Source organism: Tissierella pigra, assembly GCF_009695605.1.
In the GTDB taxonomy this organism is placed as follows: Bacteria; Bacillota; Clostridia; order Tissierellales; family Tissierellaceae; genus Tissierella; species Tissierella pigra.
In genome coordinates this window covers 1-22985 of record NZ_VUNQ01000016.1, presented here as the reverse complement: position 1 = coordinate 22985, position 22985 = coordinate 1, and the positions used below count along the sequence as shown (strand labels likewise).

The window sequence follows — 22985 nt, the reverse complement described above, 5'->3', positions numbered from 1 at the left end:
ATATTATAACATATTTTAATCTATTGAAGTAGTTAAAAATAAATGACAATGTGGTATTATATATAAAGAAAGGGTGATAAGATATGTTAAATATTGGCTGTCATTTATCCATTTCAAAGGGATATTATAATGCAGCATTAGAGGCAGTATCCATAGGAGCTAATACATTTCAATTCTTTACTAGAAACCCTAGAGGGGGGAAGGCAAAAGAAATTGATATAAAAGATATAAATAAACTTAAAGAGTTGATGAATGAATATAAATTTGCACCACTTTTTGCTCATGGAGCATATACTATGAATCTTTCCTCAAATAAGGAAGAAACTAGGGAATTTGCAAATATGATTTTAAAGGATGATTTGGAAAGGCTAAGAATAATTCCAAACACTTATTATGTATTCCATCCAGGTTCTCATGTGGGGCAGGGCAGTGAAAAAGGTGTAGAAATTATAGTAGATGCCTTAAATAATGTCATAAGTGAGGACAATAATACAGTGATTTTATTAGAAGGAATGTCAGGTAAGGGAACAGAAATAGGCAGAAATATGGAAGAGCTTAAATCCATAATAGATGGTGTAAAATACAATAAAAACCTTGGCATATGTATAGATACCTGTCATTTATATTCTGCTGGATATGATATAGTTAATAACTTAGATGGAGTGCTTCAAGAAATAGATAATATAATTGGTATAGATAGAATTAAGGCAGTACATCTAAATGATAGTAAAGTAGAATTTGCTTCTAATAAGGATAGACATGAGGTTATAGGAGAAGGCACCATAGGTTCTGATACTATAATAAATGTTATAAATCATCCATTATTAAAAGATTTACCCTTTAATTTAGAAACCCCAAATGAATTAGATGGATATAAGAAAGAAATTGAAATTCTTAGAAGGGAATATAAATGGGAGAACTAAACCAATATATATTAGAAAAATCTAAAGAGCTAAATATAGATATTTGTGGATTTACAGATTCATTGCCCTTATATAATTTAGAAGAGTATCTACTGTATAGGGAAAAAAATAATGTAAAGACTGAATTTGAGGAAAAAGATATAAATAAAAGAATAGACCCGAGACTTACTATGGATAATTGCAAATCAATAATAGTTCTTGGACTATCCTATAATATAGATTATGATGAAAAACCAGATTATCTGTTAAGAGGAAAATTATCAAAATCAAGTTGGGGAATTGACTATCACTTAGTTTTAAGGAAAAAGATAGAAAGTCTTGTTGAAGAAATAAAAAAGAAAATAGACTTCCAGTATAAATATTTTGTAGATACAGGGCCTTTAATAGATAGAGAGCTAGGTAGAAAATCTGGTATTGGATATTATGGTAAAAACTGTTCCATAATAAATAAAGAATACGGTTCTTTTATATTTTTAGGATATATATTAACTAATTTAAATTTAGATATAAGTAAAGAGGCAGAATCTGAATGTGGTGATTGTAATTTATGTATCAATGCTTGTCCTACAGGTGCTTTAGAAGAACCATACAAGCTAAATCCTAAAAGATGTATATCATATTTAACTCAAACAAAGAGTAATATACCTATAACTTTGAGGGAAAAGATGGGGATGAAAATATATGGATGTGACACCTGTCAATTAGTTTGTCCAAAGAACAAAGGTATAAAAAAATCCAATCATGAAGAGTTTATTCCGATACTGACTAAGGGTTATATGAATCTAGAAGAATTACTTACCATATCCAATAAAGAATTTAAAAGGAAATATGGAACTATGGCAGGAAGCTGGCGAGGGAAGTCTATATTAAAAAGAAATGCCATAATAGCTTTAGGCAATATGAAAAGAACAGAGAATATTCAATTGTTAGTAAATTTGTTAAAGGATGAAAGCCCTGAAATAAGAGAATATTCAGAATGGGCCATAGTAAATATTTTTTTAACAATCAGTCAAAAATCGATTTAATAAATATAAAAGATGTGTTATAATATATCTCGAAAGAAGAAATTTAAGGAGGTTATACTATGTCTAATATTCATGAATTAAGTTATTTAAAGGAAAAGATAGAAGAACTGAAGAAGGATGGAGTATATAGAACGTTGCCAGTGATGGAAACAGCAAGTGAGGCAGAAGTAATACTAAACGGAAAAAAAGTTATAAACTTATCATCAAATAACTACCTTGGATTCGCTAATAATGATAGAATAAAAAAGGCAGCTATTGCAGCAATAGAAAAGTATGGTGCAGGTTCAGGAGCTGTTAGAACTATAATAGGAAATATGGATATTCATGAAGATTTAGAGAAGCTTTTAGCTAAATTTAAAAAAGATGAAGCTGCATTTTTATATCAATCAGCTTTTAATTGTAATGCTGGTACTATTCAAGCTATAACTGAACCAGGAGATATTATAATATCTGACGAATTAAATCATGCTTCAATAATAGACGGTTGTAGATTATCAAAAGCTTCAAAAACTGTTTTCAAACACTCTGATATGGACAGTTTAGAAGAAGTTTTGAAAGAGTCAAGAAAAAACTATAAAAATATCTTAATCATTACTGATGGTGTTTTCAGTATGGATGGAGACATAGCTAAACTTCCTGAAATAGTAGAATTAGCGGAAAAATATGAAGCTATGACATATGTAGATGATTCTCATGGTTCTGGAGTATTAGGTGAAAGCGGAAGAGGTACTATAGACCATTTTGGATTACATGGTAGAGTAGATTTCTCAATGGGATGTCTTTCAAAAGGAATCGGAGTAATGGGTGGATATGTATCAGGTTCACAAACTATGTATGATTGGTTAAGCCATAGAGCAAGACCAGTACTATTCAGTACATCATTACCACCAGCAGTTGTTGGAGCTGTTACAGAAGCAGTAACTATGTTAATGGAATCAACAGAATATACAGATAAACTTTGGGAAAATGCAAGATATTGGAAAGAAAAAATTGGCAGCTTAGGATTTAATACAGGACATAGTGAGACTCCAATTACTCCAGTAATTATAGGAGACGAAGCAAAGACTATGGAATTCAGTAGAAAATTACTAGAAAATGGGGTTTTCGTATCAGGTATTGTATTCCCAACAGTTCCAAAAGGAACAGGAAGAGTTAGATGTATGGTAACTGCAGCTCATACAAAAGAACAACTAGATAGAGCAGTTGAAGTGTTTGAAAAAGTAGGAAAAGAAATGAATATATTAAAATAATTAAGGGGAGAATAATTCTCCCTTTTTCTTTTACATAAAAATAATATAGATTAGGAGATAATAAAATGATAATAGGTTCTTGCTCATTGAAGATAATAATATATGAATCTAATTCTCTAAAGGATAAGAGACAAGTAATTAAAAGCATAATGGGAAGACTACAATCAAGATTTAATATATCCATAGCAGAAGTAGATTTAAATAATAGTTGGCAATCTTCCATAATAGGATTTGCCTGTGTAACAAATGATGTTAATCATGCTAACGAAATTTTATCAAATGTAATTAAGTTTATAGATGATGATGGTAGGGTAGAAATAGTAGAGCATGAAATAGAAATATTGTAGGTGATAAAATGAAGAAGATGTTATCAAAAGAAGAAATAAAAGTAGTTTTAGAAAAACTAGACGAAAGGTTTCCAGATGCAAAGGCAGAGCTAAACTATACTAATCCATTTGAACTATTAATAGCGACTATACTTTCAGCACAATGTACAGATGTTCAAGTAAATAAGACTACATCCGTACTATTCCAAGAACTTAAAACACCAGAGGATTATATAAAGTTATCAGAAGAAGAAATAGGAAAAAGAATTAAATCCTGCGGATTTTATAAAACTAAGGGAAAGAATATATTGGAAACCTGTAGATTACTTATGGAAAATCATAATAGCCAAGTACCTGATACTATGGAAGAATTGACTAAACTCCCAGGAGTAGGTAGAAAAACTGCAAATGTAGTATTATCAAATGCCTTTGATATACCAGGCATTGCCGTAGATACTCATGTTTTTAGAGTGGCTAATAGAATAGGATTAGCCGATAGTAAAAATGTTTTAGATACAGAAAAGGATTTAATGGATAATATAGATAAACAAATATGGTCAAAGGCTCATCATTTACTAATCTTTCATGGAAGAAGAATTTGTAAAGCTAGAAAACCTTTATGTGATATATGCCCTATAAGGGAATATTGCTTTTATTATGAAAGGGACGTTCAAGAATAGATGAATATTAGTTTAGAATATATAGATAGACCTTAGATAATAATAAAATGAATAATAATAAATCAATTTATGAGTAATAAACATTGAAGCCATATAAATATAATATATAAGAATAAATTTATGTAAAAATTGATTATTATAATTCGGAGGTAATATATGAAAAAGTCCATAATTATATTATTATCTATTTCTATAATATTAGTGGCTACAATCTTAGGAGCAGGAATTTATGTTTACAAAAACATTTTAAATATAAACACCATTTATAAAGGTGTAAAAATAGATGGTTATAGTGTAGAGAACAAAACAAAAGAACAAGCCTTAGAGTTTATAAAGAAAACAAAAGAAGCTGAAATTCAAGAAAAATATATGAATTTGTTATATGGTGGAAAAATATATAAAATAAATTTGAAGCAGATAGGATTTTCCTATGAATATGATAGTGCTGTTAGTCATGCTTTTACTTTAGGCAGAGAAGGAAACTTTATCAAAAGATTAAGGGATATAAAAAAGTTAAAGACAGGTCTGGATATTCCTCTTAAATCCTTTTATAGTGAAGATAAGATAGAAAATATATCAAAAAACATTTCCCGGGAAATAAATATAGAACCTATAGACGCTAAGATAAATTTTAATAAAGGAAAAATTACAGTTACAGATCATACAGTTGGAAAAAAAGTTGTTTTGGAAGATTTAGTTACTTTAATAGATAAAAATATATATGAATTAAAAGATATAGAGATTCCAGTTAAAGATATAGTGCCTAATCTTACAAAAGAATTTTTAAGTAGAATAAATGGAGTAATAGGGGAATACTCCACGTCTTTTAAAGGAAGTAGTAAAGGAAGAATAGAAAATATTAGGTTATCAGCTGAAGCAATTAGTAATAAACTTATTTTACCTGGACAAGAATTTTCATATAATAATACCACTGGACCAAGAACTCAAGAGTCTGGATATAAAGAAGCAAATGTAATTATAGGGGGAGAGTTAACTCCAGGGCTTGGTGGGGGAGTTTGTCAAACTTCAACTACCATGTATAACGCATTATTATTAGCTGACCTTACGATTATAGAAAGAAGTCCCCATTCAATCCCAGCAAGGTATGTACCTTATGGTCAAGATGCAGCAGTTTCCTATGGATATTTAGATTTGAAATTTAGAAATGACTTTGATTTTCCAATATATACTTATTCAAAAATAACAGGAAATCAAATATATATTTATATTTATGGAGATATAAATACTAAGAATTATCAAGTAAAAATAAATCCACAGATTGTAGAGACTATACAACCTAAAACTGAAACAATATATGATGGAAAATTGTCTCCAGGTGAGAAGATAAATATACAAAAAGGAAGAACAGGATATAAAGTTAATACCTATAAGACTATTATGAAAAACGGAAAAGTGGTGTCTAAAAAACAAATCACCACGGATCATTATAGAAAAAAAGATTATATATATAAAATAGGGCCTTACTTACCTGCCAATTCTAATAATTAGTGATATAATATGATTAGGTATAATTATAGAAAGGTGGAGTAGTAAGTGTCAGAAACCAATGAATTATTTGATAAAAAAGTGAATTGTCCTATATGTAAAAGAGAATTTACAACTAAAAAAGTAAGGACATCGAGATTAAGGCTTATAAAAAGGGATGAGGACTTTTTAAATCATTATAGCACGGAAAATCCTATAAAATATAGTGTGTTTGTATGTCCCCATTGTGGATATGGAGCTTTAGAAACTAGATTTGAAGATATTAAACCTAGCGAAATAGAAATAATTAGAAAGAATATATCTCCTAAATGGTATAAAAGAGATTTTGGTGGAATAAGGAATTTAGAAGAATCAATAGAGACTTATAAATTAGCATTACTTGCTGCAAATTTAATAAATGCAAAAAAAATTGAAATTGCAAATATTTGCTTAAATCTTGGATGGCTATATAGATTAAGTGAAAAAAATGATGAGGAGATAAGATTTCTAACTTTAGCAAGAGATACTTTTATAGATGTATATAATAATGAATCTTTAATAGGAACTAATATGGATGAAAGTAAACTATGCTATTTAGTAGGTGAGTTATCTAGAAGAATAGGTGAGAAAGATAAGGCTTCATCTTGGCTTCGCATTTGTATAGAACTTCCAACTACAAAAATGAATCCAGGCTTAGATGATATGGCTAGGGAACAGTGGAGATTAGTTAAAGAGATGGAATAATGAAAAAGGATCATTTTACAGTTAAAAAGATAATTAATATATCTATTTGAAAAATACTTAATACATAGAATACAAAGGGGATTGGGAATATGGAAGCTGAAAAATTTAGAATGAAACTACTGACGACAGTCAATGATAATATAAATATTTTGCAAACCCATAATAAAGATTGGACAGTGAAAGGATTTATAGATATATATAAAAATATATATACAATTTCCGTTGATACAAAAGTAGTAAGCAAGATTATGGAGTTAATGTTGTTTCCTATTATACATAAGTTTGCAGTTGATAATGACTTAAAGATTGAACTTGCAGAATACCAGAATCATTATCCCGATATAACTTTTATATGCAAAGATGGGACAAAATATGCATTAGACATCAAATCAACTTATAGAACAAGTGATACTACTGTAAATGGATTTACACTGGGAGCATTTACTGGATATTTCAGAAATAGACAAAGTAATAAAAATATACTTTATCCTTATGAACAGTATTCTAAGCATTTTGTATTGGGTATTATTTATACTAAGCAAGATGGAGCTATAGATGAAAGAGAAATATATACTTTAGAGGATATAGAAGATATTCTTTCAGTAGTGACGAATATAGAATTCTTACTACAGGAAAAGTATAAAATAGCAAATACACGACCTGGATCTGGAAATACAAAGAATATTGGAGGCATTACCAACATAAAAAAACTTAAAGAGGGAGAAGGACCATTTTCAAAGCTAGAAATAGATATATTCGATGATTATTGGATGTATTACATGACAAAAGATATGATGGAAGAAGGTAAGCCACCCTATAAAAACTTAAAAGAATATATAGAATATAAGAAAAAGTCTCCCAATCTTAGTGTTGAAGATGTTGAAGAAGAAGATTTAATAGTGGAAGATGAGGAGTAAATTAGGAAGGTGATTTAAATAGAGCAGTTAATACTTAAAGGAGTAGAAGAATTTGAAGATGCAAATAACAGTCAAAGCTTTGAGAACTATTATTTCCCTACAACAAGATTTCAAGGTAGTAAGGCAAAGATAATAGACTGGATATGGTTTAACACTAAAGATTTTAAATTTAGGACTGTATTAGATGCTTTTGGTGGAACAGGCTGCGTCTCTTTTATGTTTAAACAGCAAGGAAAGCAAGTGTATTACAATGATATATTAAAATTTAACTATATAATAGGAAAAGCATTAGTTGAGAATACACATGAACAACTAGAGGAAGATGATATTGAATATATATTGGCAAAACATGATATTAAATATCCATCTTTTATTCAAGATAATTTTAAAGATGTTTTTTTTCTAGAGGAAGAAAATCAATGGTTAGATATGGTTATCACAAATATAAGAAATATAGACAATGAATATAAACAAGCAATAGCATGGTTTGGATTATTTCAATCATGTATAATAAAAAGACCTTATAATCTGTTCCATAGGGCTAATCTTTATGTAAGGACAGATGAAGTTAAAAGGAGCTTTGGCAATAAAACCACATGGGATAAATCATTTAAAGACCATTTTGTTAATTTTGTAGATGAGGCAAATAGAGCAGTGTTTGATAATAATCAGGAATGTAAATCCTTGAATTATGATGTTTTAGAGTTACCAATTGAGGACTATGATTTTGATTTGGTCTATATAGATAGTCCTTATATTACATCTAAGGGCGTGGGTACAGATTATTTAGACTACTATCATTTTTTAGAAGGAATGTTAGACTATGACAATTGGGAAAATAAAATTCTTCCAAAGTATAAACATAAGCCATTAAAGGGAAAAGGCGAAAGTCCATGGACTAAAAAGAATGAAATACTAGATGCCTTTGATAAGTTATTTAAAAGGTATAGAGATTCAATTTTAGTGGTATCTTACAGGTCAGATGGAATTCCATCCTGTGATGAAATATTAAATTTACTAAAGAAATATAAAAAAAATATCAGAGAATTAAAAAAGACTGATTATAAATATGCATTATCACATAAGAAAACTGAAGAGATTTTATTTATAGCAGAGTAGGAATTAAGAAAAGAGTAGTATAGTATCTACTCTTTTTTGTTGTTTAAATTCCATAATTCAGCCTAATAATTAAGAGGTAATGTCTAGTTTTGTCGATTGGATTGAAAATAATATAGCCATATGTTAGCTTAATAGTACGTAGTGTTAAGATATTAAAATCTAATTAAGAAAAGAGGCCATAGATATGGAAAACAATATTGAACCAATTAAATACTTTAAAAGAAAAAATATCAAATCAATAGATATGATTAAACTATTTATATATCAACATGCTGCTGTTTATACAATTTTATTATTTTTAATTATAATTGAATTCATATTAAATACTAAAGGATATTCAATGTATAAAGGCATTTTATATCAAGTCGATAAATCTACTATTAACATTACGTTTTGGACAGGTGTTCGTATTTGTTTAATTTCGCCATTTATAGAAGAATTTGTTTTTAGAGATTTAATATTGAGATTACTAAAAAAATATGGAGTCAAATTTGCTATAATAACTCAAGCATTAATATTTGGTATTCTTCATAACAATATAATTACAATTGTACATACTACAGTATTCGGGATATTATATGGATATATTGCAGTTAAGACCAATTCAATTGTAGTAACAACTATTTTACATATAATGCAGAATTCATTTACTGTTTTTATGGGTATGACTATATTAAAAAATGTAGTAAATGTAGACTTAGCACAAATCCTAATGGCGATAATATATCTTATAGTAGCAATAATAACTTTATATCACTCTAACTGGAAAATTAGAGTAGGTGATGAAATAAATATTGATGTAAAAGAGATTTTATTAAAATATAAATCAAATAAGTAATGGGGTAGAGTAGAGAGGAAGGCTATGAAAAAAGATATTAAGAATTTATCATTTGTTAAAGTATCTTTGAAGGATAGAATTTTTTATCTTAACCTGGGAATATTTTCAACTTTAATTCTAACTAGTTCTAACGAAATTTGGAATAGTGAAATAGGTTACTATGTGCAAAAAGTATTTAGAATAATTACATCTATTGTTTTCGCTATTATATTTATATTAAATATAATAGACTTAAATCGAAGGCTAAAGAATAAAAAAGATTTATATAATAAAAAACAAATTTTTAAAATGATATTTGGAGCCTCAATTGAACTTATAACACTGATTCTTGTTATTATAGCAAATATAAAGTATATATAGATTCTCATAAATTAAATTTATAGTAAAGCAGTTAAAATATCAAAAGACACTTTTTTTCATCTTGAATTTAAGGTGATAGAAGTGTCTTTTATATTTATCTAACTTATCTTAGAAAAAATATTTAAAGAGTTATTTTCTATAGCAGGAATAATATTTTATTTTTATTACTAAAATTCAATGGCTAGTCCAATATTGAAGAAATAATGCCCAGTTTTGTAGATTGTATTGAAAAGAAATTAACAAGATGATACTTTAATAGACAGAAGGAGCAATTGAATTAATTACTCAAATGTTAGATAAAGTATCATTTTTTTCATTTATATATGGAATGAATAGAGAAGAAGATAAGTAGATATATGATTATAGTTTGAAATTTTATTATAAATGATAGTTAAATTAGTAGCATTAGTAGGCATAGAAATATTAAGTAGGATTTATCCTACTTAGAATAGCAGCAGAAATTACCATGCAACAAATTATAATTGCTTTTATTATTATACCAAAAAGGATGTTTGAGATTAATTTATCTAAAAATCCATTTGCAAATGGATTTATTGGATATATTCAGGAATAGCAGGCACTGCTGAAGCAAAAAATGCTTTTAAGAATATCTTAAAGAGTGAAGGTTTGACACAAGTGATTTTTATATTCAAATAACAGATGGTGGGTCATAGGGTATGGAATTGTTACCTCTAGAGGTTTGCGGGATAGCTGGAACTGATGAAAAACCTATTATGATGATTGGCCATACTTATATAGACTATATTTCATTTGATTTTAGTATATCTATTATCTATAGTAAAAGATAATAACAAACCATTAGCGGTATTGGAAACGAGAATATATAGGAAAATGAATACAAAAAACATAATAATATGTTCTTTTACTATACTTTTACTAATGACGATTCTAAATAACAAGATTATTATGATTTGAGACTAGAAATATAAATATAAATTATGTTCAGGGGAGAAAATTAAGATAAAGAGAATTATCGAAAAAATTTTTATTTAAGGAGGAAAATAATGGGAGACTTTAAAGATTTTGATCTTGATTTAAAGAAGGTAAAAAATAACAGACATTCTGGAGAGGTTTCTCCAAATTATAATACTTGGGATGTTTCAGCGATAATATGTATACCTATTACAGAGGTTATTCTTAGCATTCCTGATTGTCCACCTAATCCTTCATATGGTGGAAATAGAGGATGTGGACCAGGTACTTCAGCAAATAGTAGAGTTGTTGATGAATAGTTAGAAAATAGGGTTGTTGATAAATAGTTAGAAAAGCAGTGAATTAAAATGAAAAAGATAATTCTCTTTACTTGATTATATATAAATAAATTAGTCTAATGTGTTAGTGAATTTAAGACTAGATAAATTTACCAATTATTTTTTAAAGAAAGATACCTCTTATTAAGAAAGCAACTTGGAGATATGATTCAAATATAAGTTCGTTAATATGTCTTAGATTTATGTTATTCCACATCATTTTATTGATATTAAGTTATCCAGATAATTGTGAAAAAGTGGTCTCAATTTGTCTTCTGAGTTTGAACATATGTTGACGAATCCATTTTTGATGAGAGTTTCTAGCATTATCTATTTTTATAAATAGTAGCCAAATTTCTTTTCCAGTCTCTAAATCTAGAGATAAGTGTTTATTGGAATACCCCATATAACTTAGAATAGTTATATGCTCATAGATTTCAACCAACTCCCATATAGCTTCTCTATAATCAATATTGGTGGAGTAAGGACAAAATCTATAACATAACCATCAACTGTAGTAAGAGTATGTAGTTTAAATCCATAATAAGTTTCTTTTTTGGAGGTACAATATCCATAGGTCGCATCAACCTTAAAATATTTATGAAAAGGTGTTATATCAAACTTACATACATGACTAGGAATGCTATCTACAATTCTAACAGATTTATCTGGTATCCTAGAACTTTGGTAAGTTGTTTACGGATTTCATCAATCATTGAGTGTAAAGCCCAGCGGGTTCTGTTAAATATAGTTCTACTGCAGAATTTTGGAAATAAGTCTTTTGGATTTTTATACAGAACTCCAACCAAGCTTTTTCTGAATCAATGAGGAGTAATTCACCAACGATACTAATGGTAATTATTTCACTATCATTTAGGATAGCATCCTTGATATTGTGGCGTTCTTTAATGTATGTTGGAGTAATTTTCTTGGTAAATGTCATCAATTAGGATATAAACGACTGTAATAAAGTCTTTTAAATCAGTAACTTCTTTGTTAAAATATTTATTAAAAAACTCTAGCATATGTTATCCTTCTAACTTAATTCCTTTGTCGATATTAATGATAGATTAACATAATTGTTGGAGTTTTTATATTTGTAAATTTTAACTAGCACAACGAGCTAACTCAGGTCATAATAGGATATTTAATATAATAAGATAATAAATTATAGACTCAACTTTTGCTTTTAGGAGGAGAATAGTATGGAAAAATTAGATTATAATATATTGGCTATAGTTGGAAGTAACAATCCTAAATCATATACTTATAAAATAACTAAGGAATTATTAGAAAGAATTAAAAAAGAAAAATTTAACTTTAGCATAGAGATTATTTTTTTACATGATTATGATATTAAGTATTGTCATGGATGCATGAATTGCTTTAATCGAGGTTTCTGTCCACTTGACCAAGAAGATGAATTTAACATAATAAAAGAAAAACTTCATAGATCGGATATTATTATATTTTCTACACCTGTTTATGCTCATGCATTGCCTGGAATTATGAAATCTTTTATAGACAGGATCTCAAGCAGCTTACATTTATTGGAATATGCAGGTAAATTAGGTTTTACAGTTACAACCACTGAAGGAAACGGGCAGGAAGTAGTGAGTAAATACATTCGGGGCTTACAATCGGGATTAGGGATAAAGAATTTAGATAATTTTATTTTTGCTAGATTAAAGAATGAATTTAAAAGTTTTATTGAAAGTAGTTCTAGTGATTTTATTAAAAGAGTAGAGGACAATTATGGATATTCTAATGACTTACTAGAGGATTCTTTTATATTTTTTAAGAAGATGTTTACAGGAGTTCATGAAGATATAGAATTATATCAATCTTTGAAAAATAAATATGAATGTAATTATTGGAATCAAAGGTGGATTCAAGAATGTGACTCTTTTCAAGAATTTGCTAGAAAAAATAGAAAGATAAATGTTAAATAATAAAAATAAAGGAGAAAGATATGGATAGTCTGAATTATATGAATTTATCTGAAAAAAATTTGAAGAAGGTGGACGAGATATTAAAGTGGTATTTTAAATATATTGAAAGAAAATATGATTCAGAAGAAATTAATCCTAAGGATTATGCTGATTTTCTTATTGGTATTTCAGAATCGTACCCTATTTTAGAAAATAAAAGCAAATGGGAAGTAATAGGATATGACCTGTGCAAAGCAATAAAGCAAAAAATTGAAAGTGAAGTAGGAATAAATAATATAACTTCTATGTATTCAGGATTGGGATATATGAGTTTTGCTGTTAATTTATATTATGAAAGGACAGGCAATTTAGAAAGATTCTCTAATTCTTTAAATAAAGCACTATTAGAATGTAACTTTGCTTATGTACAATACTTACTAGAAAATAATCAGTCTGTGCAAATGAGCATGTATGATGTTATATTAGGAGTTGCAGGTACATTATATTATCTATTGGATTTTGATTGGAATGAAGATGAATATAAAAAGATAGTAGCAATCTCTGATTATTTAGTAGGACTAACGAATTATCATAAACATAATATGTATGATGTTATTAATTTTCATATTAAGAAAGAAAATCAGTTTAGACTTGAAGAAAAAAATGATTTTCCAAATGGAAATTTTAATTTTGGGTTGGCACATGGAATGATAGGGCCTTTAATTACCTTATCTAAAGTGTATCATAAAAAGATAGAAGTAGAAGGTATTGAAAAGGCGATTGATGAATTATTTAACATTTATGATCAATATAAAAGATATAAAGGAAATATAGCAATTTGGCCTAGCCAACTTTCTTTTGAGGATTATATACGCAGAGATTATGATAAAGATGTCAGACCTATTATATCAAGTTGGTGTTATGGAAACCTAGGAATAGCTAGAGGCTTAGAATTAGCAGCTATGTATATAGGGGATAATAGAAAACAAGAGGTATATAAACAAGATTTAATTAATATTGTCAACCAAGATGTAGAAGATTATAGACTTATTACACCAATACTATGTCATGGATATGGAAGCGTTTTAGCTATACGTATAATGGCATATAGGGATACTAAAGATATAAGCTTTATTGAAACAATAGATGATAATTTAGAAATTATATTTAACATGTTTAGCGAAAAAAATAGATATGGTTTTATAAATAGACAAATTATGCAAGATGGGAATCAAATTATTGAAACTAATAAAGAAGACATGAGCCTTATGGAAGGAACAACAGGGATTGTATTAGCTTTATTAAGTACAATTATAGAAGATACATCATTTGGGAAATTAATGCTAATAAAGTAAGGTGCTTAGAGATAAAACCATAATATGATAAATCAGTAGATGAAATGAATAATAAGGTTTATTATTAAAAATCATTGTATGATGACTTATCTGTTCATGTTATTTTTGAATATGGACTGTATTTTATTTTAAGTGTTTAATGCATTTTAATGTTATATATTTTATTAGTTAAAGAATCTATAAAAAATCAAAGAGGTGATATTGTGAAATACAAGTGTAAAGACATTTTTATGATAAGAACACCAGCTTTATCAATAGACAAGCTCTCACAACTACTAACTAAAAATGATATATCAGAATTCGTTAGTGATGAAAGTATGTATGGCTTTCTCAATGAAAGTCTATTAGTATCAAGTAAGTCTTTGCAAAGATCCCTTAATATGGATATAAAAAATAAGAAAAAAGAAAAGGCTTATAATCTTAGTTTGCTAAAGTACATAACTAGAGCATCATCTAGACCAACTCCTTATGGATTATTTGCAGGTGTAGCATTGGGGAAATTTTCAGACAGTGAAAAAGAAGATACTGTTATTATAGACGAGAGTAGAGCTATCAGGGATGCTAAGATAGATACTTATTGGATATGTCATCTAATACATGAATTAGAAAAAAATCATGAAGTACTATCGAAATTACAATTACAGTTTAATACCATTTGTTATAGATATGGAGATCGGATAAATAACCCATATTTTTCTAATCATGGGAATGCTGATAATCTCAAAAATTATGTAGAAGAAAATAATATAAGATATTCTCCGCTAATTGATATCATAAAAGAAAACTCAAAATCTTTTATAGCTTATAAAGATTTAAAGTTCAAGATATGTGAAATATATAAAGGGATACCAGAGCATGTTGTGGATAATACGCTTGGTATGTTAGTTGAAAATGAGTATTTACTGACGGATTTGAGGTTACCTGCTTATTGTAATGATGGTTTAGGGCATGTTATCTCGAAGCTAAAAAACAATAAAAAGATTGAAGATATAACAAATAATTTAAAGGAATTGAAATTACTAATAGATACGTATAATAAAAATACAACTTTTGTAGAAAATATTGAGATTATAGAAAATATATATGAAATTATGGAGAAACTGCATATAACAAAAGATTATTTGGAGGTTAATAGAGGATTAATTTTAGAAAAAAACACTTTACCTATGTCCTTAAAGAAAAGGATTGAAGATTTTGTTAATGTTTTTTGTAATCTTTATTTAGAAAGTGAATACTATTCTAAACTAGATAAATTTATAGATATATTTTCCGAAAATTATGGATTAAATGTAGAAGTCCCTCTAACTGAAATAATTGATCCTAATGGATTTAATGGATTATCTTTAGTGGAAGGAAGAGCTAGGTCAATATCTGAAAGAGATAAAAAAATTAGAAAAGTTATAGATAGTAAAATTATATTTGCATTGATGAATAATCAAGAAGATGTAATTTTAAATAAAGATGATTTTACAAGAATTATAGAAAAATATCCAGAAAAAACCCCCCCTAAATCTTTTGATATAAACTTTTTTATAACAAAAGTAGGTGATGAATATAATATAGTAGTAGGACCAAATAAAGGATCATCAAAGGCTGGGAGTATGTTTCAACGATTTGCAAATCTCTTCGAGGAGTATCTTTTAAAAGAATATAATGAAATTTATAGGGAGGAAATAAGTCTTTCTGAAGATGAATATATCTTAGTAGAATCAAGAGAATTAACTGTCTCTGGAAGATCAAATAACGTAACTAATAGATTTAAGAATCATAATTATTATTTTCCAATAGCTTTGACAGATGAAGATACTTCTGATCAAATTACATTAGAAGATTTAGTCATTGGATTATCTGAAGATAAGAAGTTATATATAAAGTCAAGGAGTAAAAATAGAATATGTAAAATAGTTGGAGATAATATGTTAAACACAGCTATAAATAGTAAAATTCTAAGCTTTTTAAGGGAAATCTCAAATAGATATGAAGATAAGTTTGTTGATAGGCTATATATGTTATATGACAATAAATATATTTATACTCCTAGAATCAGTTTTAAAGGAATAATAATACACCCGCGAAAATGGACTTTTACATATGAAATGCTGGAATTAAATACTTTTGAAGAATTTAAAAATAGCTTTCAAAAGTATGACTATCAATATAATATAGATAGATTGATTTATTTATGTGAATACGATAATAGGCTAATTCTAGATTTAGAAAAAGAAGAGTCCATGGAGATAATGTATTCTTCAGTTAAGAAAAATAAAGAGTTAGAACTATGTGAATTAGAGAGAGGGTTATTTGAGGGAAGTGTTGTGAAGGATAAAAAGGAAAGAAACTATGTTTCTGAAATGGTATTTTCTTTTATATTAAATAATAAAGAAAAAGAAGTGGATAAGCCAAGTATAGAAAACTACGTAAAGGACAATTTAGTTTTGCAAAATGAAAATAGAATATTTCCACCATTTAAAGATGGATGGATATATATAAAATTATATGGAATTGGAAATAGAGAAGATGAGGTGCTTAAAAGTATACCTAGTATATTAGAAATTCTAGATAATCCTAAATTTTTCTATCTAAGATACTTTGATAAAGAAGGAAAACATCTAAGGATTAGATTTAAATTCAGTGATGAGAAAGAGTCTATAGAAAAGATACCATCCTTAAATACTTGGCTATTGGACCTTCAAGAAAAAGCTTTAATTAATAGATGGGTTTTTGATGCCTATCAAAGAGAGATTAATCGCTATGGAGGGATTGAATTAATAGATGGAATAGAACGTTTATTCAATAAAGATAGTGAGTTTATTATTAGTATATTAAACTTATTTGATATGGAAAAAGAGAATGAAATAGAAAAGGCCTATATTATAGGATTATGTACAATGTTAAAGGGATTGACAGAAAATGAAGCCGAAATGTTAGTAATTGTAGACATTAATGCCTATCCTAAGGTTTACAGAGAAGAGTTTAGGAGGGATAGAAAAAAATATATGGACATGGTAGAAAATATATTAACTGATGAAATAGAATCTATTGATCATAGGATGATAGAATTAAAGGCTAGTATACTAGCTAGAGAAAAAAATTTAAAAGAATTAGAAGAAAAGTTATCGAAGGTAGTAAGTAATAAAAAAAATACTAATTATAAAAGTAACATAATCTTATCTCTAATGCATATGTATTGCAATAGATTAACTGGAAAAAGGGAATATGAAGAAAAATATTTAGCCCTAATAAGACATGCATTATATTCTCTTATAGAAAAAGATAAAAACATGAAGCTGGCTTATAATAATAATTAGGTAGCTGGAAAAAGTATAAAAGATATTATTAACAACTGTAATTAACTTTTGAGGTTTCTAGTTAAAAAACAATAAAGTTGGAGGAGCATCTTTTAAGCAAATCCGTAAAATATAAATTTTTATGGGTTATTAAAATTATGAAACCGTACAAGTAATTACTAATATGCAATTTGGACAGTCAACAGTTAGTTAGATAGTTTTTTAGGTTATGTAATTTATATTGTATGAGACTTAAATACTCTAATGCTGAATAAGTCCTAATATTCTAGAATCAATTAATATAATCTACTAAAATGAATAGTAGTTAATCCAAATTTTCAAAATTATGGTTATTATTAAGTTCATTTTTAAATATCTTAATATTGCTTTAGATATATTATGATATACAGATAGATATTTTAAGGAGGAAATATGGAATACAATAAAAATTATCTGATAAAATAAGAGCAAAAATAGATAGATTTCTTTTTGAAATATACTCTTATATTAAAATCGAGTACGATCAGGGAACTTTAAATCATGTTTATTTTAAAGATATAATTTTATTAATCTCAGAAGGATTTTCTTTTCTGGAAGATAGAGAAAAGTGGGAAAAGATTGGATATGATATGTGTAAAGCAATTAAGTAAGGATTCGAGAATTATGGTATTGTAGAAAATGATATTGGAATGATTACAAGTTTTGGATATACATGTTTTGTAGTATCTCAATATAGCAAAAAACAGGGCATTTAAAAAGAGTTTCTAATAGTTTAAATAAGTACTACTTGACTTTATGATAAATAATACAGAATTATTTACTGAGGATCCCGAAACTACTATGAGCAAATATGATGTTGTTTCTGGACTTTCGGGAAGCCTTTATTATCTTTTGGATTTCGCCTGGAATAATGGGACCTCTTTTTGTGTTATCTAAGGCATTTAGTCTTGGATATAAGGTAGATAACTGTATGAGAAATTTAAAGTTTATAAAGATGATATTCCATATGACCTTCCCAGCTATCATTTGAGCAATATCTAATAAGAAAATATGAAGATGAACACTGTCACTTAGATTACTGGTATTATGGAGATATAAGTATAGCAACAGGATTACAAAATGTCGCTAAAAATATGGGCTGGACTGAAAAAGAAAAATTATATAAAAATGACTTAATTAATACAATCAATTAGCTAAGTCAAAAATTTAATCTATACAGGCCAGTACTTCGCCATAGCTATTCAAATACCATAGCTATGAAAACTTCTTCATATATAGATGATACGGATTATAGATATATAGATAATATTGAAGAAAATATTAATATTATTCTTAAAAGATTTGAAGAAAATAAAGAAGTACTTGAGAATAAAGATAATTATATCGAGGGATATATTGAAGATTTATCTTTATTAAGTGGATAATTAGGCAGTGCATTAGTTCTATTAAGTGTAATATAAAAAATATGGAATATAGTAAGCTATTGTTAATTGACTAGAATGATAGGTAATATATGTATAGAGATTCTATAATGTTATCTTATCATAGGGATAGTAAAGGAGGAAACTATGAATCAAGAAATATATTCATTTTGTTTAGTTATATATAAAGATAATTTAAGGTTAGGACAGAAACCTTAATATATATGATAATAATAAATCTAGACCAAACTTTTGGCCTTTAGGGGGAGATATATATGGAGAAAATTAACCAAGATGATTTTAGAAAATCATCCAATAAAGTAGGGCTAATGTTTATTTTACATATGATTTCATTTGGACTTGTTCCACCAATTCTTTCTGAAATAGGAATATATAATCAATCTACGAATGGTTTTCTATTTAATATGGGTTTTATACTGATTATAACTTGTTTATTATTTCCCTGTGATTTTAAAAAGATGTTTTTAAGGGAGAAAAAAATTGGAATATTAGAAGGCATTTTCTATGTATTTTTATTTCTATCTATATATTTTCTATTAGCTATTTTAATAAGTAATTTATTTTCATCTCTGTATTTTACGAGTATAGGTAAAAAGCAGTTAATAGCTGGAATATTTATTTCACGCGGAATTATAGTACCAATAGTAGAGGAAATCGTATATAGGGGAATATTATTGGAAAACTTGCGAAAATATGGAGATGCCTTTGCTATAGTTATTTCTTCACTTATCTTTGGTATGCTTCATGCTCATAGAATAGTAGATACATTTTGGGCAGGGATATTTACTGGAGTCCTATACGTTAAATCAAATCAATTATCATATTCTATTTTAATGCATATGTTTATAAATTTATTCTTTACTTCATTTATATTTTGGATAAAACAATCTTTTTTAATAGAAAATATAAATATAGAATTCTTAATATTAACTATTATTTCAATGATTACAGCCTTTGTGTTATATATTGTAGCAAAGAGAAAAAATTACTTGAAAATAAAAGATGTAAAAGTTTTTCAAATAAAAGAGATTATTCCACAATTTAAAAAAGATAAAGAGAAATATAAGATTTTCTTTCAAGGGGGAGGAATAATTTTTGCTTTAATACTATTTTTTATAATAACATTAATAGAGATAAAATTAGTTATAAATACATTAAAGTAAATTTCATGATTGGAGATTAGAAATATAAATATAATCTATATATATAAGAGAAGATTAAGTTAGACAGAATTACCAGATTTATTTTAATTAAGTAGGAGTAGTATCTCGAAAAGTAACTGAGAATATCTAAGATAATCATAATAAAGGATATTGCTGGTAAAACCATAGAAGTTTCGGAAATGAAAATAGAATGAACTTTGAAAAATACATATTGAAGTGATTGGATAACTTAAAAGAGGCATAGCAAACTAAGCCACTAGGTATGAGACTTTAAATCAGTAAAAATATAAATATCATAATCTAATATTTATGTCACTTATCCTAATGTAGCTATAAAACTAAATTTCAGGTGTTTTATCCAAGCATCTAGGTGGATATTAATAGCGGTAAAATTAGATATGCAAAATTTTAATTTAGAACTTTGTAATTGCATATCTTCAATACGATAGTCAACAAACATTCCCTTATTCGAACGTTCTACAGATGTTCTGGTTTTAAATTTATCTTTAAAAGCCTGTGAATATCTAGGTACAGGTGGAAACATTCTAAGGTCATAATCTGGCTTTAAATATACTACCTTACCATATTTGCTATTAGAACATTTGCATTCTTTCGATGGCTCCTCTCTATGACAAGAAAACCAACAACGATATTTTATGCCTTTAGGCTTAGAGTATCCCCAGTTGTAATATGGAATTCCACCAGGGTGCATATAGGTCTTCCTTTATCATCAAAGCAGAGAATGCTTGGATGTTTGCAATTGAATTTTGCTTTTGTTCTTAAATCTATAGAGATGAAAGGAATCATATCATAATGCTTTAATAGTTCATAAGGTGTATAGTTATCCATAGCTCCATTAGCTAAGAAATTCTTGAATTTTAGATTAGGATACATCTCAAAGATATCTATTAGAGTAAAAACAGTAGTAACACTATCATGGCGGCTAGCCTGGACTATTTTAAGATATATAGGAAGATCATTTGGACTATCAGAGGCAGTTACATTAAATGATGTATCACCAAAGAACCATCGTTCACGATAGCTATCCCACCCCCAAGTAGCATTAGGGTCTGAATATCTTCTAGGGCATTTACAATTGTAGATACCTCTGGCTCTGCAATCACAAATCTTTACACCATAATGGCTTGCACCTGAATAATAAGGAGAACCATCAAAGGCAACAGAAGTGGAAGAAGCATTGGCTAGAAGGCCTATTTTCTTAAATCATGATCTGGTTTTACAAGCTGGTCTAACATTACAAGTTCTAGTCGAAGTTGTTGTTTATCCTTTTTTCCTCCTGTCATCATAATATATCACCTCATTCTATATATTCGACATAAAGAAAAGAAAACCCTTTTTGCTTTAAGGATTTTCTTAAAAAAATTTAAATATTTTTTTACTTTTTCGATGAACCCAATATAAGAAGTTACTTTTAATTAAAAGTAACTTCTTATATTTTAACATTGTTACAAAATTTGACAAAATATTCTTTACGTTTATGATATATTAAGTTTATAATAAAACAAGAATATTATCAATGATAATAAATATTTCTCAAGAGTAGGTGTATATAATGCATATAGCCGTCTGTGATGATGAAAAACTTTATAGGAACAAAATTAAAAATTATTTAGAAGAATACATAACCTTATATCCAGAAATGAGTATAGTAGAATTTAGTTGTGGAGAAGATTTGATTAATGCCTATGATGATGAGCAAAAAATTGATTTTCTTTTTTTGGATATAGAAATGAAAGAAATAAATGGTATAGACACTGCACAAGAAATAAAAAAAGAAATAATCATATAATAATCTTTTTTATAACAAGTTATGTGAATTTTGTGTCAGACACTTTTAGGATAGGAGCTTTTCAATTTCTTATAAAGCCTATTGATAAAGATGAATTTAGAAAAGATTTTAATAGAGCGATTGAACAATATAAGGTCAATAATTATAGGTACATAGTTAAATACAAGGATTCTACTGCTACATTAGAAATTAAAGATATAATTTATATTGAGGCATATAATAGACATTTGTTTATATTTGATGGAATTAATAGATATGAATGTATAGGTAAATTAAAAGATGAGGAGAAAAAACTATCATTTTATGGATTTGTTCGTTGTCATCAAGGATTTTTAATAAACATGGCATATATAAAGATTATTGATAAAACCTTAATTCTACTAAAAAATGGAGATAATGTTCCAATTAGCAAAAGATTAAGATCAAAAGTAATGGAAGATTTTAATAGATTTATTACGAGGAATATAGTATGAATAACTCTAGAATATTAATAGATACTGTAGGATTATTTCTTGAGACAGCTATAACATATTATTATATGAGAGCATTACTAAAAGACTGTAAGGTGAATAAAGAAATAGAACTATTATCTTATTTTATTATGATGAGTCTTACAATTATTACAACTATATATTATAAAAATACAATTGTATTTCCTATAATTTATTTTATATTGCTTATGTTTATATCTATGCTATATAAAGGAAAACTGTTATTAAAGATAATACTAAATTTAATTCTTATTATTTTTCTAGTATCAGCCGAAGTAATAGTAATTGCAATTCTTGTTGCTTTAACTGGTGAAAACCCACAATTTATTTTAAATAATATAATATATTATCTGCAAGGGCTACTTGTATCTAAGTTATTAGTACTTATTATAGTAAAGATATATGAATATAGAAGAAATAATAATTATTCTTTAATCTATCTGGATAGGCTATACTAAATAGGACAATTCTTTTCCGAACATGATATAATTATTATAGGAGGAGAATAGAATGTCTAGAAAACATTATGAAGAAAACTTTAAAAAGCAAATAGTCAATATTTATAATC

The 22985-nt window shown here is 27.3% G+C and carries 23 protein-coding genes and 1 pseudogene; 22 read left to right on the top strand and 2 right to left on the bottom strand.

The annotated features are described in order from the left end of the window. Window positions 1–83: 83 nt before the first annotated feature. From FYJ83_RS08890 to FYJ83_RS08835, 13 genes are all read left to right on the top strand, one after another. Window positions 84–923 carry a deoxyribonuclease IV gene (locus FYJ83_RS08890; protein ID WP_154439973.1) on the top strand — a complete coding sequence of 280 codons (840 nt, stop codon included), beginning with the start codon at window positions 84–86 and terminating at the stop codon, window positions 921–923. After that, entirely contained in the window at window positions 911–1948 is a 1038-nt protein-coding gene (queG, locus tag FYJ83_RS08885; RefSeq protein ID WP_154439972.1) for a tRNA epoxyqueuosine(34) reductase QueG, read from the top strand. Before FYJ83_RS08890 ends, queG begins: the two co-directional genes overlap by 13 nt. A 59-nt stretch (window positions 1949–2007) precedes the next feature. Next, window positions 2008–3198 carry a glycine C-acetyltransferase gene (locus FYJ83_RS08880; RefSeq protein WP_154439971.1) on the top strand — a complete coding sequence of 397 codons (1191 nt, stop codon included), beginning with the start codon at window positions 2008–2010 and terminating at the stop codon, window positions 3196–3198. Window positions 3199–3263: 65 nt separating this feature from the next. Next, on the top strand, window positions 3264–3545 hold the full coding sequence (locus FYJ83_RS08875; protein ID WP_154439970.1) for a DUF503 domain-containing protein: 282 nt from the start codon (window positions 3264–3266) through the stop codon (window positions 3543–3545). Between the two features lie 8 nt (window positions 3546–3553). Then, a complete protein-coding gene (gene nth, locus FYJ83_RS08870; RefSeq protein ID WP_154439969.1) occupies window positions 3554–4204 on the top strand; it encodes an endonuclease III in 651 nt (216 codons plus the stop codon). Window positions 4205–4360: 156 nt separating this feature from the next. Then, complete coding sequence (locus tag FYJ83_RS08865; protein WP_154439968.1) at window positions 4361–5713, top strand: VanW family protein; 1353 nt, start codon at window positions 4361–4363, stop codon at window positions 5711–5713. A gap of 45 nt (window positions 5714–5758) precedes the next feature. Continuing rightward, entirely contained in the window at window positions 5759–6433 is a 675-nt protein-coding gene (locus tag FYJ83_RS08860) for a DUF2225 domain-containing protein (protein WP_216584974.1), read from the top strand. Window positions 6434–6522: 89 nt separating this feature from the next. Then, on the top strand, window positions 6523–7350 hold the full coding sequence (locus tag FYJ83_RS08855; protein ID WP_154439967.1) for a type II restriction endonuclease: 828 nt from the start codon (window positions 6523–6525) through the stop codon (window positions 7348–7350). Window positions 7351–7368: 18 nt separating this feature from the next. Beyond that, a complete protein-coding gene (locus tag FYJ83_RS08850; protein WP_326828329.1) occupies window positions 7369–8469 on the top strand; it encodes a DNA adenine methylase in 1101 nt (366 codons plus the stop codon). Between the two features lie 184 nt (window positions 8470–8653). Beyond that, window positions 8654–9307: a CPBP family intramembrane glutamic endopeptidase gene (locus tag FYJ83_RS08845; RefSeq protein WP_154439966.1), complete on the top strand. Its 654-nt coding sequence runs from the start codon at window positions 8654–8656 to the stop codon at window positions 9305–9307. Window positions 9308–9331: 24 nt separating this feature from the next. Next, on the top strand, window positions 9332–9667 hold the full coding sequence (locus tag FYJ83_RS08840) for a hypothetical protein (RefSeq protein ID WP_154439965.1): 336 nt from the start codon (window positions 9332–9334) through the stop codon (window positions 9665–9667). Between the two features lie 677 nt (window positions 9668–10344). Beyond that, on the top strand, window positions 10345–10476 hold the full coding sequence (locus FYJ83_RS20265; protein WP_268233514.1) for a hypothetical protein: 132 nt from the start codon (window positions 10345–10347) through the stop codon (window positions 10474–10476). Window positions 10477–10692: 216 nt separating this feature from the next. After that, a complete protein-coding gene (locus tag FYJ83_RS08835) occupies window positions 10693–10920 on the top strand; it encodes a hypothetical protein (protein WP_154439964.1) in 228 nt (75 codons plus the stop codon). Between the two features lie 142 nt (window positions 10921–11062). Here the strand turns inward: FYJ83_RS08835 and FYJ83_RS20615 are convergent. Next, window positions 11063–11963 (bottom strand): annotated as a pseudogene (locus FYJ83_RS20615) (IS982 family transposase). A gap of 180 nt (window positions 11964–12143) precedes the next feature. Here FYJ83_RS20615 and FYJ83_RS08825 point away from each other — a divergent pair. From FYJ83_RS08825 to FYJ83_RS08805, 5 genes are all read left to right on the top strand, one after another. Further along, complete coding sequence (locus FYJ83_RS08825) at window positions 12144–12890, top strand: flavodoxin family protein (protein WP_154439963.1); 747 nt, start codon at window positions 12144–12146, stop codon at window positions 12888–12890. 20 nt (window positions 12891–12910) lie between these two features. Further along, window positions 12911–14224 (top strand): lanthionine synthetase C family protein, encoded by a 1314-nt coding sequence (locus tag FYJ83_RS08820; RefSeq protein ID WP_154439962.1) that lies wholly within the window; start codon window positions 12911–12913, stop codon window positions 14222–14224. A 203-nt stretch (window positions 14225–14427) separates the two neighbouring features. Then, entirely contained in the window at window positions 14428–17532 is a 3105-nt protein-coding gene (locus tag FYJ83_RS08815; RefSeq protein ID WP_195837965.1) for a lantibiotic dehydratase, read from the top strand. A gap of 1235 nt (window positions 17533–18767) precedes the next feature. Continuing rightward, complete coding sequence (locus FYJ83_RS08810; protein WP_154439960.1) at window positions 18768–18935, top strand: hypothetical protein; 168 nt, start codon at window positions 18768–18770, stop codon at window positions 18933–18935. Window positions 18936–19207: 272 nt separating this feature from the next. Then, window positions 19208–20116, top strand: a complete 909-nt coding sequence (locus FYJ83_RS08805; protein ID WP_154439959.1) for a CPBP family intramembrane glutamic endopeptidase — start codon at window positions 19208–19210, stop codon at window positions 20114–20116. A gap of 316 nt (window positions 20117–20432) precedes the next feature. Here FYJ83_RS08805 and FYJ83_RS08800 read toward each other — a convergent pair whose 3' ends face one another. Next, window positions 20433–20828 carry a hypothetical protein gene (locus tag FYJ83_RS08800; protein ID WP_229768540.1) on the bottom strand — a complete coding sequence of 132 codons (396 nt, stop codon included), beginning with the start codon at window positions 20826–20828 and terminating at the stop codon, window positions 20433–20435. 159 nt (window positions 20829–20987) lie between these two features. Between FYJ83_RS08800 and FYJ83_RS08795 the strand changes: the two genes are divergently transcribed. From FYJ83_RS08795 to FYJ83_RS08780, 4 genes are all read left to right on the top strand, one after another. Beyond that, complete coding sequence (locus tag FYJ83_RS08795) at window positions 20988–21158, top strand: hypothetical protein (protein ID WP_154439958.1); 171 nt, start codon at window positions 20988–20990, stop codon at window positions 21156–21158. 531 nt (window positions 21159–21689) lie between these two features. Further along, window positions 21690–21926, top strand: a complete 237-nt coding sequence (locus FYJ83_RS08790) for a response regulator (RefSeq protein ID WP_154439957.1) — start codon at window positions 21690–21692, stop codon at window positions 21924–21926. Window positions 21927–21958: 32 nt separating this feature from the next. Continuing rightward, complete coding sequence (locus FYJ83_RS19955; RefSeq protein WP_154439956.1) at window positions 21959–22399, top strand: LytR/AlgR family response regulator transcription factor; 441 nt, start codon at window positions 21959–21961, stop codon at window positions 22397–22399. Then, window positions 22396–22875, top strand: coding sequence for a hypothetical protein (locus FYJ83_RS08780; RefSeq protein WP_154439955.1), 480 nt, complete (start codon window positions 22396–22398; stop codon window positions 22873–22875). Before FYJ83_RS19955 ends, FYJ83_RS08780 begins: the two co-directional genes overlap by 4 nt. Window positions 22876–22985: the final 110 nt, after the last annotated feature.

What these genes read in the sequence shown, in the direction of transcription:
- FYJ83_RS08820 (WP_154439962.1), top strand. Translation starts at nt 12,911, where the DNA reads ATGGATAGTCTGAATTATATGAATTTATCTGAAAAAAATTTGAAGAAG.
- FYJ83_RS08825 (WP_154439963.1), top strand. Translation starts at nt 12,144, where the DNA reads ATGGAAAAATTAGATTATAATATATTGGCTATAGTTGGAAGTAACAAT.
- FYJ83_RS08840 (WP_154439965.1), top strand. Translation starts at nt 9,332, where the DNA reads ATGAAAAAAGATATTAAGAATTTATCATTTGTTAAAGTATCTTTGAAG.
- FYJ83_RS08780 (WP_154439955.1), top strand. Translation starts at nt 22,396, where the DNA reads ATGAATAACTCTAGAATATTAATAGATACTGTAGGATTATTTCTTGAG.
- FYJ83_RS08855 (WP_154439967.1), top strand. Translation starts at nt 6,523, where the DNA reads ATGGAAGCTGAAAAATTTAGAATGAAACTACTGACGACAGTCAATGAT.
- nth (WP_154439969.1), top strand. Translation starts at nt 3,554, where the DNA reads ATGAAGAAGATGTTATCAAAAGAAGAAATAAAAGTAGTTTTAGAAAAA.
- FYJ83_RS08890 (WP_154439973.1), top strand. Translation starts at nt 84, where the DNA reads ATGTTAAATATTGGCTGTCATTTATCCATTTCAAAGGGATATTATAAT.
- FYJ83_RS20265 (WP_268233514.1), top strand. Translation starts at nt 10,345, where the DNA reads ATGGAATTGTTACCTCTAGAGGTTTGCGGGATAGCTGGAACTGATGAA.
- FYJ83_RS08810 (WP_154439960.1), top strand. Translation starts at nt 18,768, where the DNA reads ATGAAAACTTCTTCATATATAGATGATACGGATTATAGATATATAGAT.
- FYJ83_RS08845 (WP_154439966.1), top strand. Translation starts at nt 8,654, where the DNA reads ATGGAAAACAATATTGAACCAATTAAATACTTTAAAAGAAAAAATATC.
- FYJ83_RS08800 (WP_229768540.1), bottom strand. Translation starts at nt 20,828, where the DNA reads ATGCACCCTGGTGGAATTCCATATTACAACTGGGGATACTCTAAGCCT.
- FYJ83_RS08805 (WP_154439959.1), top strand. Translation starts at nt 19,208, where the DNA reads ATGGAGAAAATTAACCAAGATGATTTTAGAAAATCATCCAATAAAGTA.
- queG (WP_154439972.1), top strand. Translation starts at nt 911, where the DNA reads ATGGGAGAACTAAACCAATATATATTAGAAAAATCTAAAGAGCTAAAT.
- FYJ83_RS08790 (WP_154439957.1), top strand. Translation starts at nt 21,690, where the DNA reads ATGCATATAGCCGTCTGTGATGATGAAAAACTTTATAGGAACAAAATT.
- FYJ83_RS08865 (WP_154439968.1), top strand. Translation starts at nt 4,361, where the DNA reads ATGAAAAAGTCCATAATTATATTATTATCTATTTCTATAATATTAGTG.
- FYJ83_RS08875 (WP_154439970.1), top strand. Translation starts at nt 3,264, where the DNA reads ATGATAATAGGTTCTTGCTCATTGAAGATAATAATATATGAATCTAAT.
- FYJ83_RS08880 (WP_154439971.1), top strand. Translation starts at nt 2,008, where the DNA reads ATGTCTAATATTCATGAATTAAGTTATTTAAAGGAAAAGATAGAAGAA.
- FYJ83_RS08835 (WP_154439964.1), top strand. Translation starts at nt 10,693, where the DNA reads ATGGGAGACTTTAAAGATTTTGATCTTGATTTAAAGAAGGTAAAAAAT.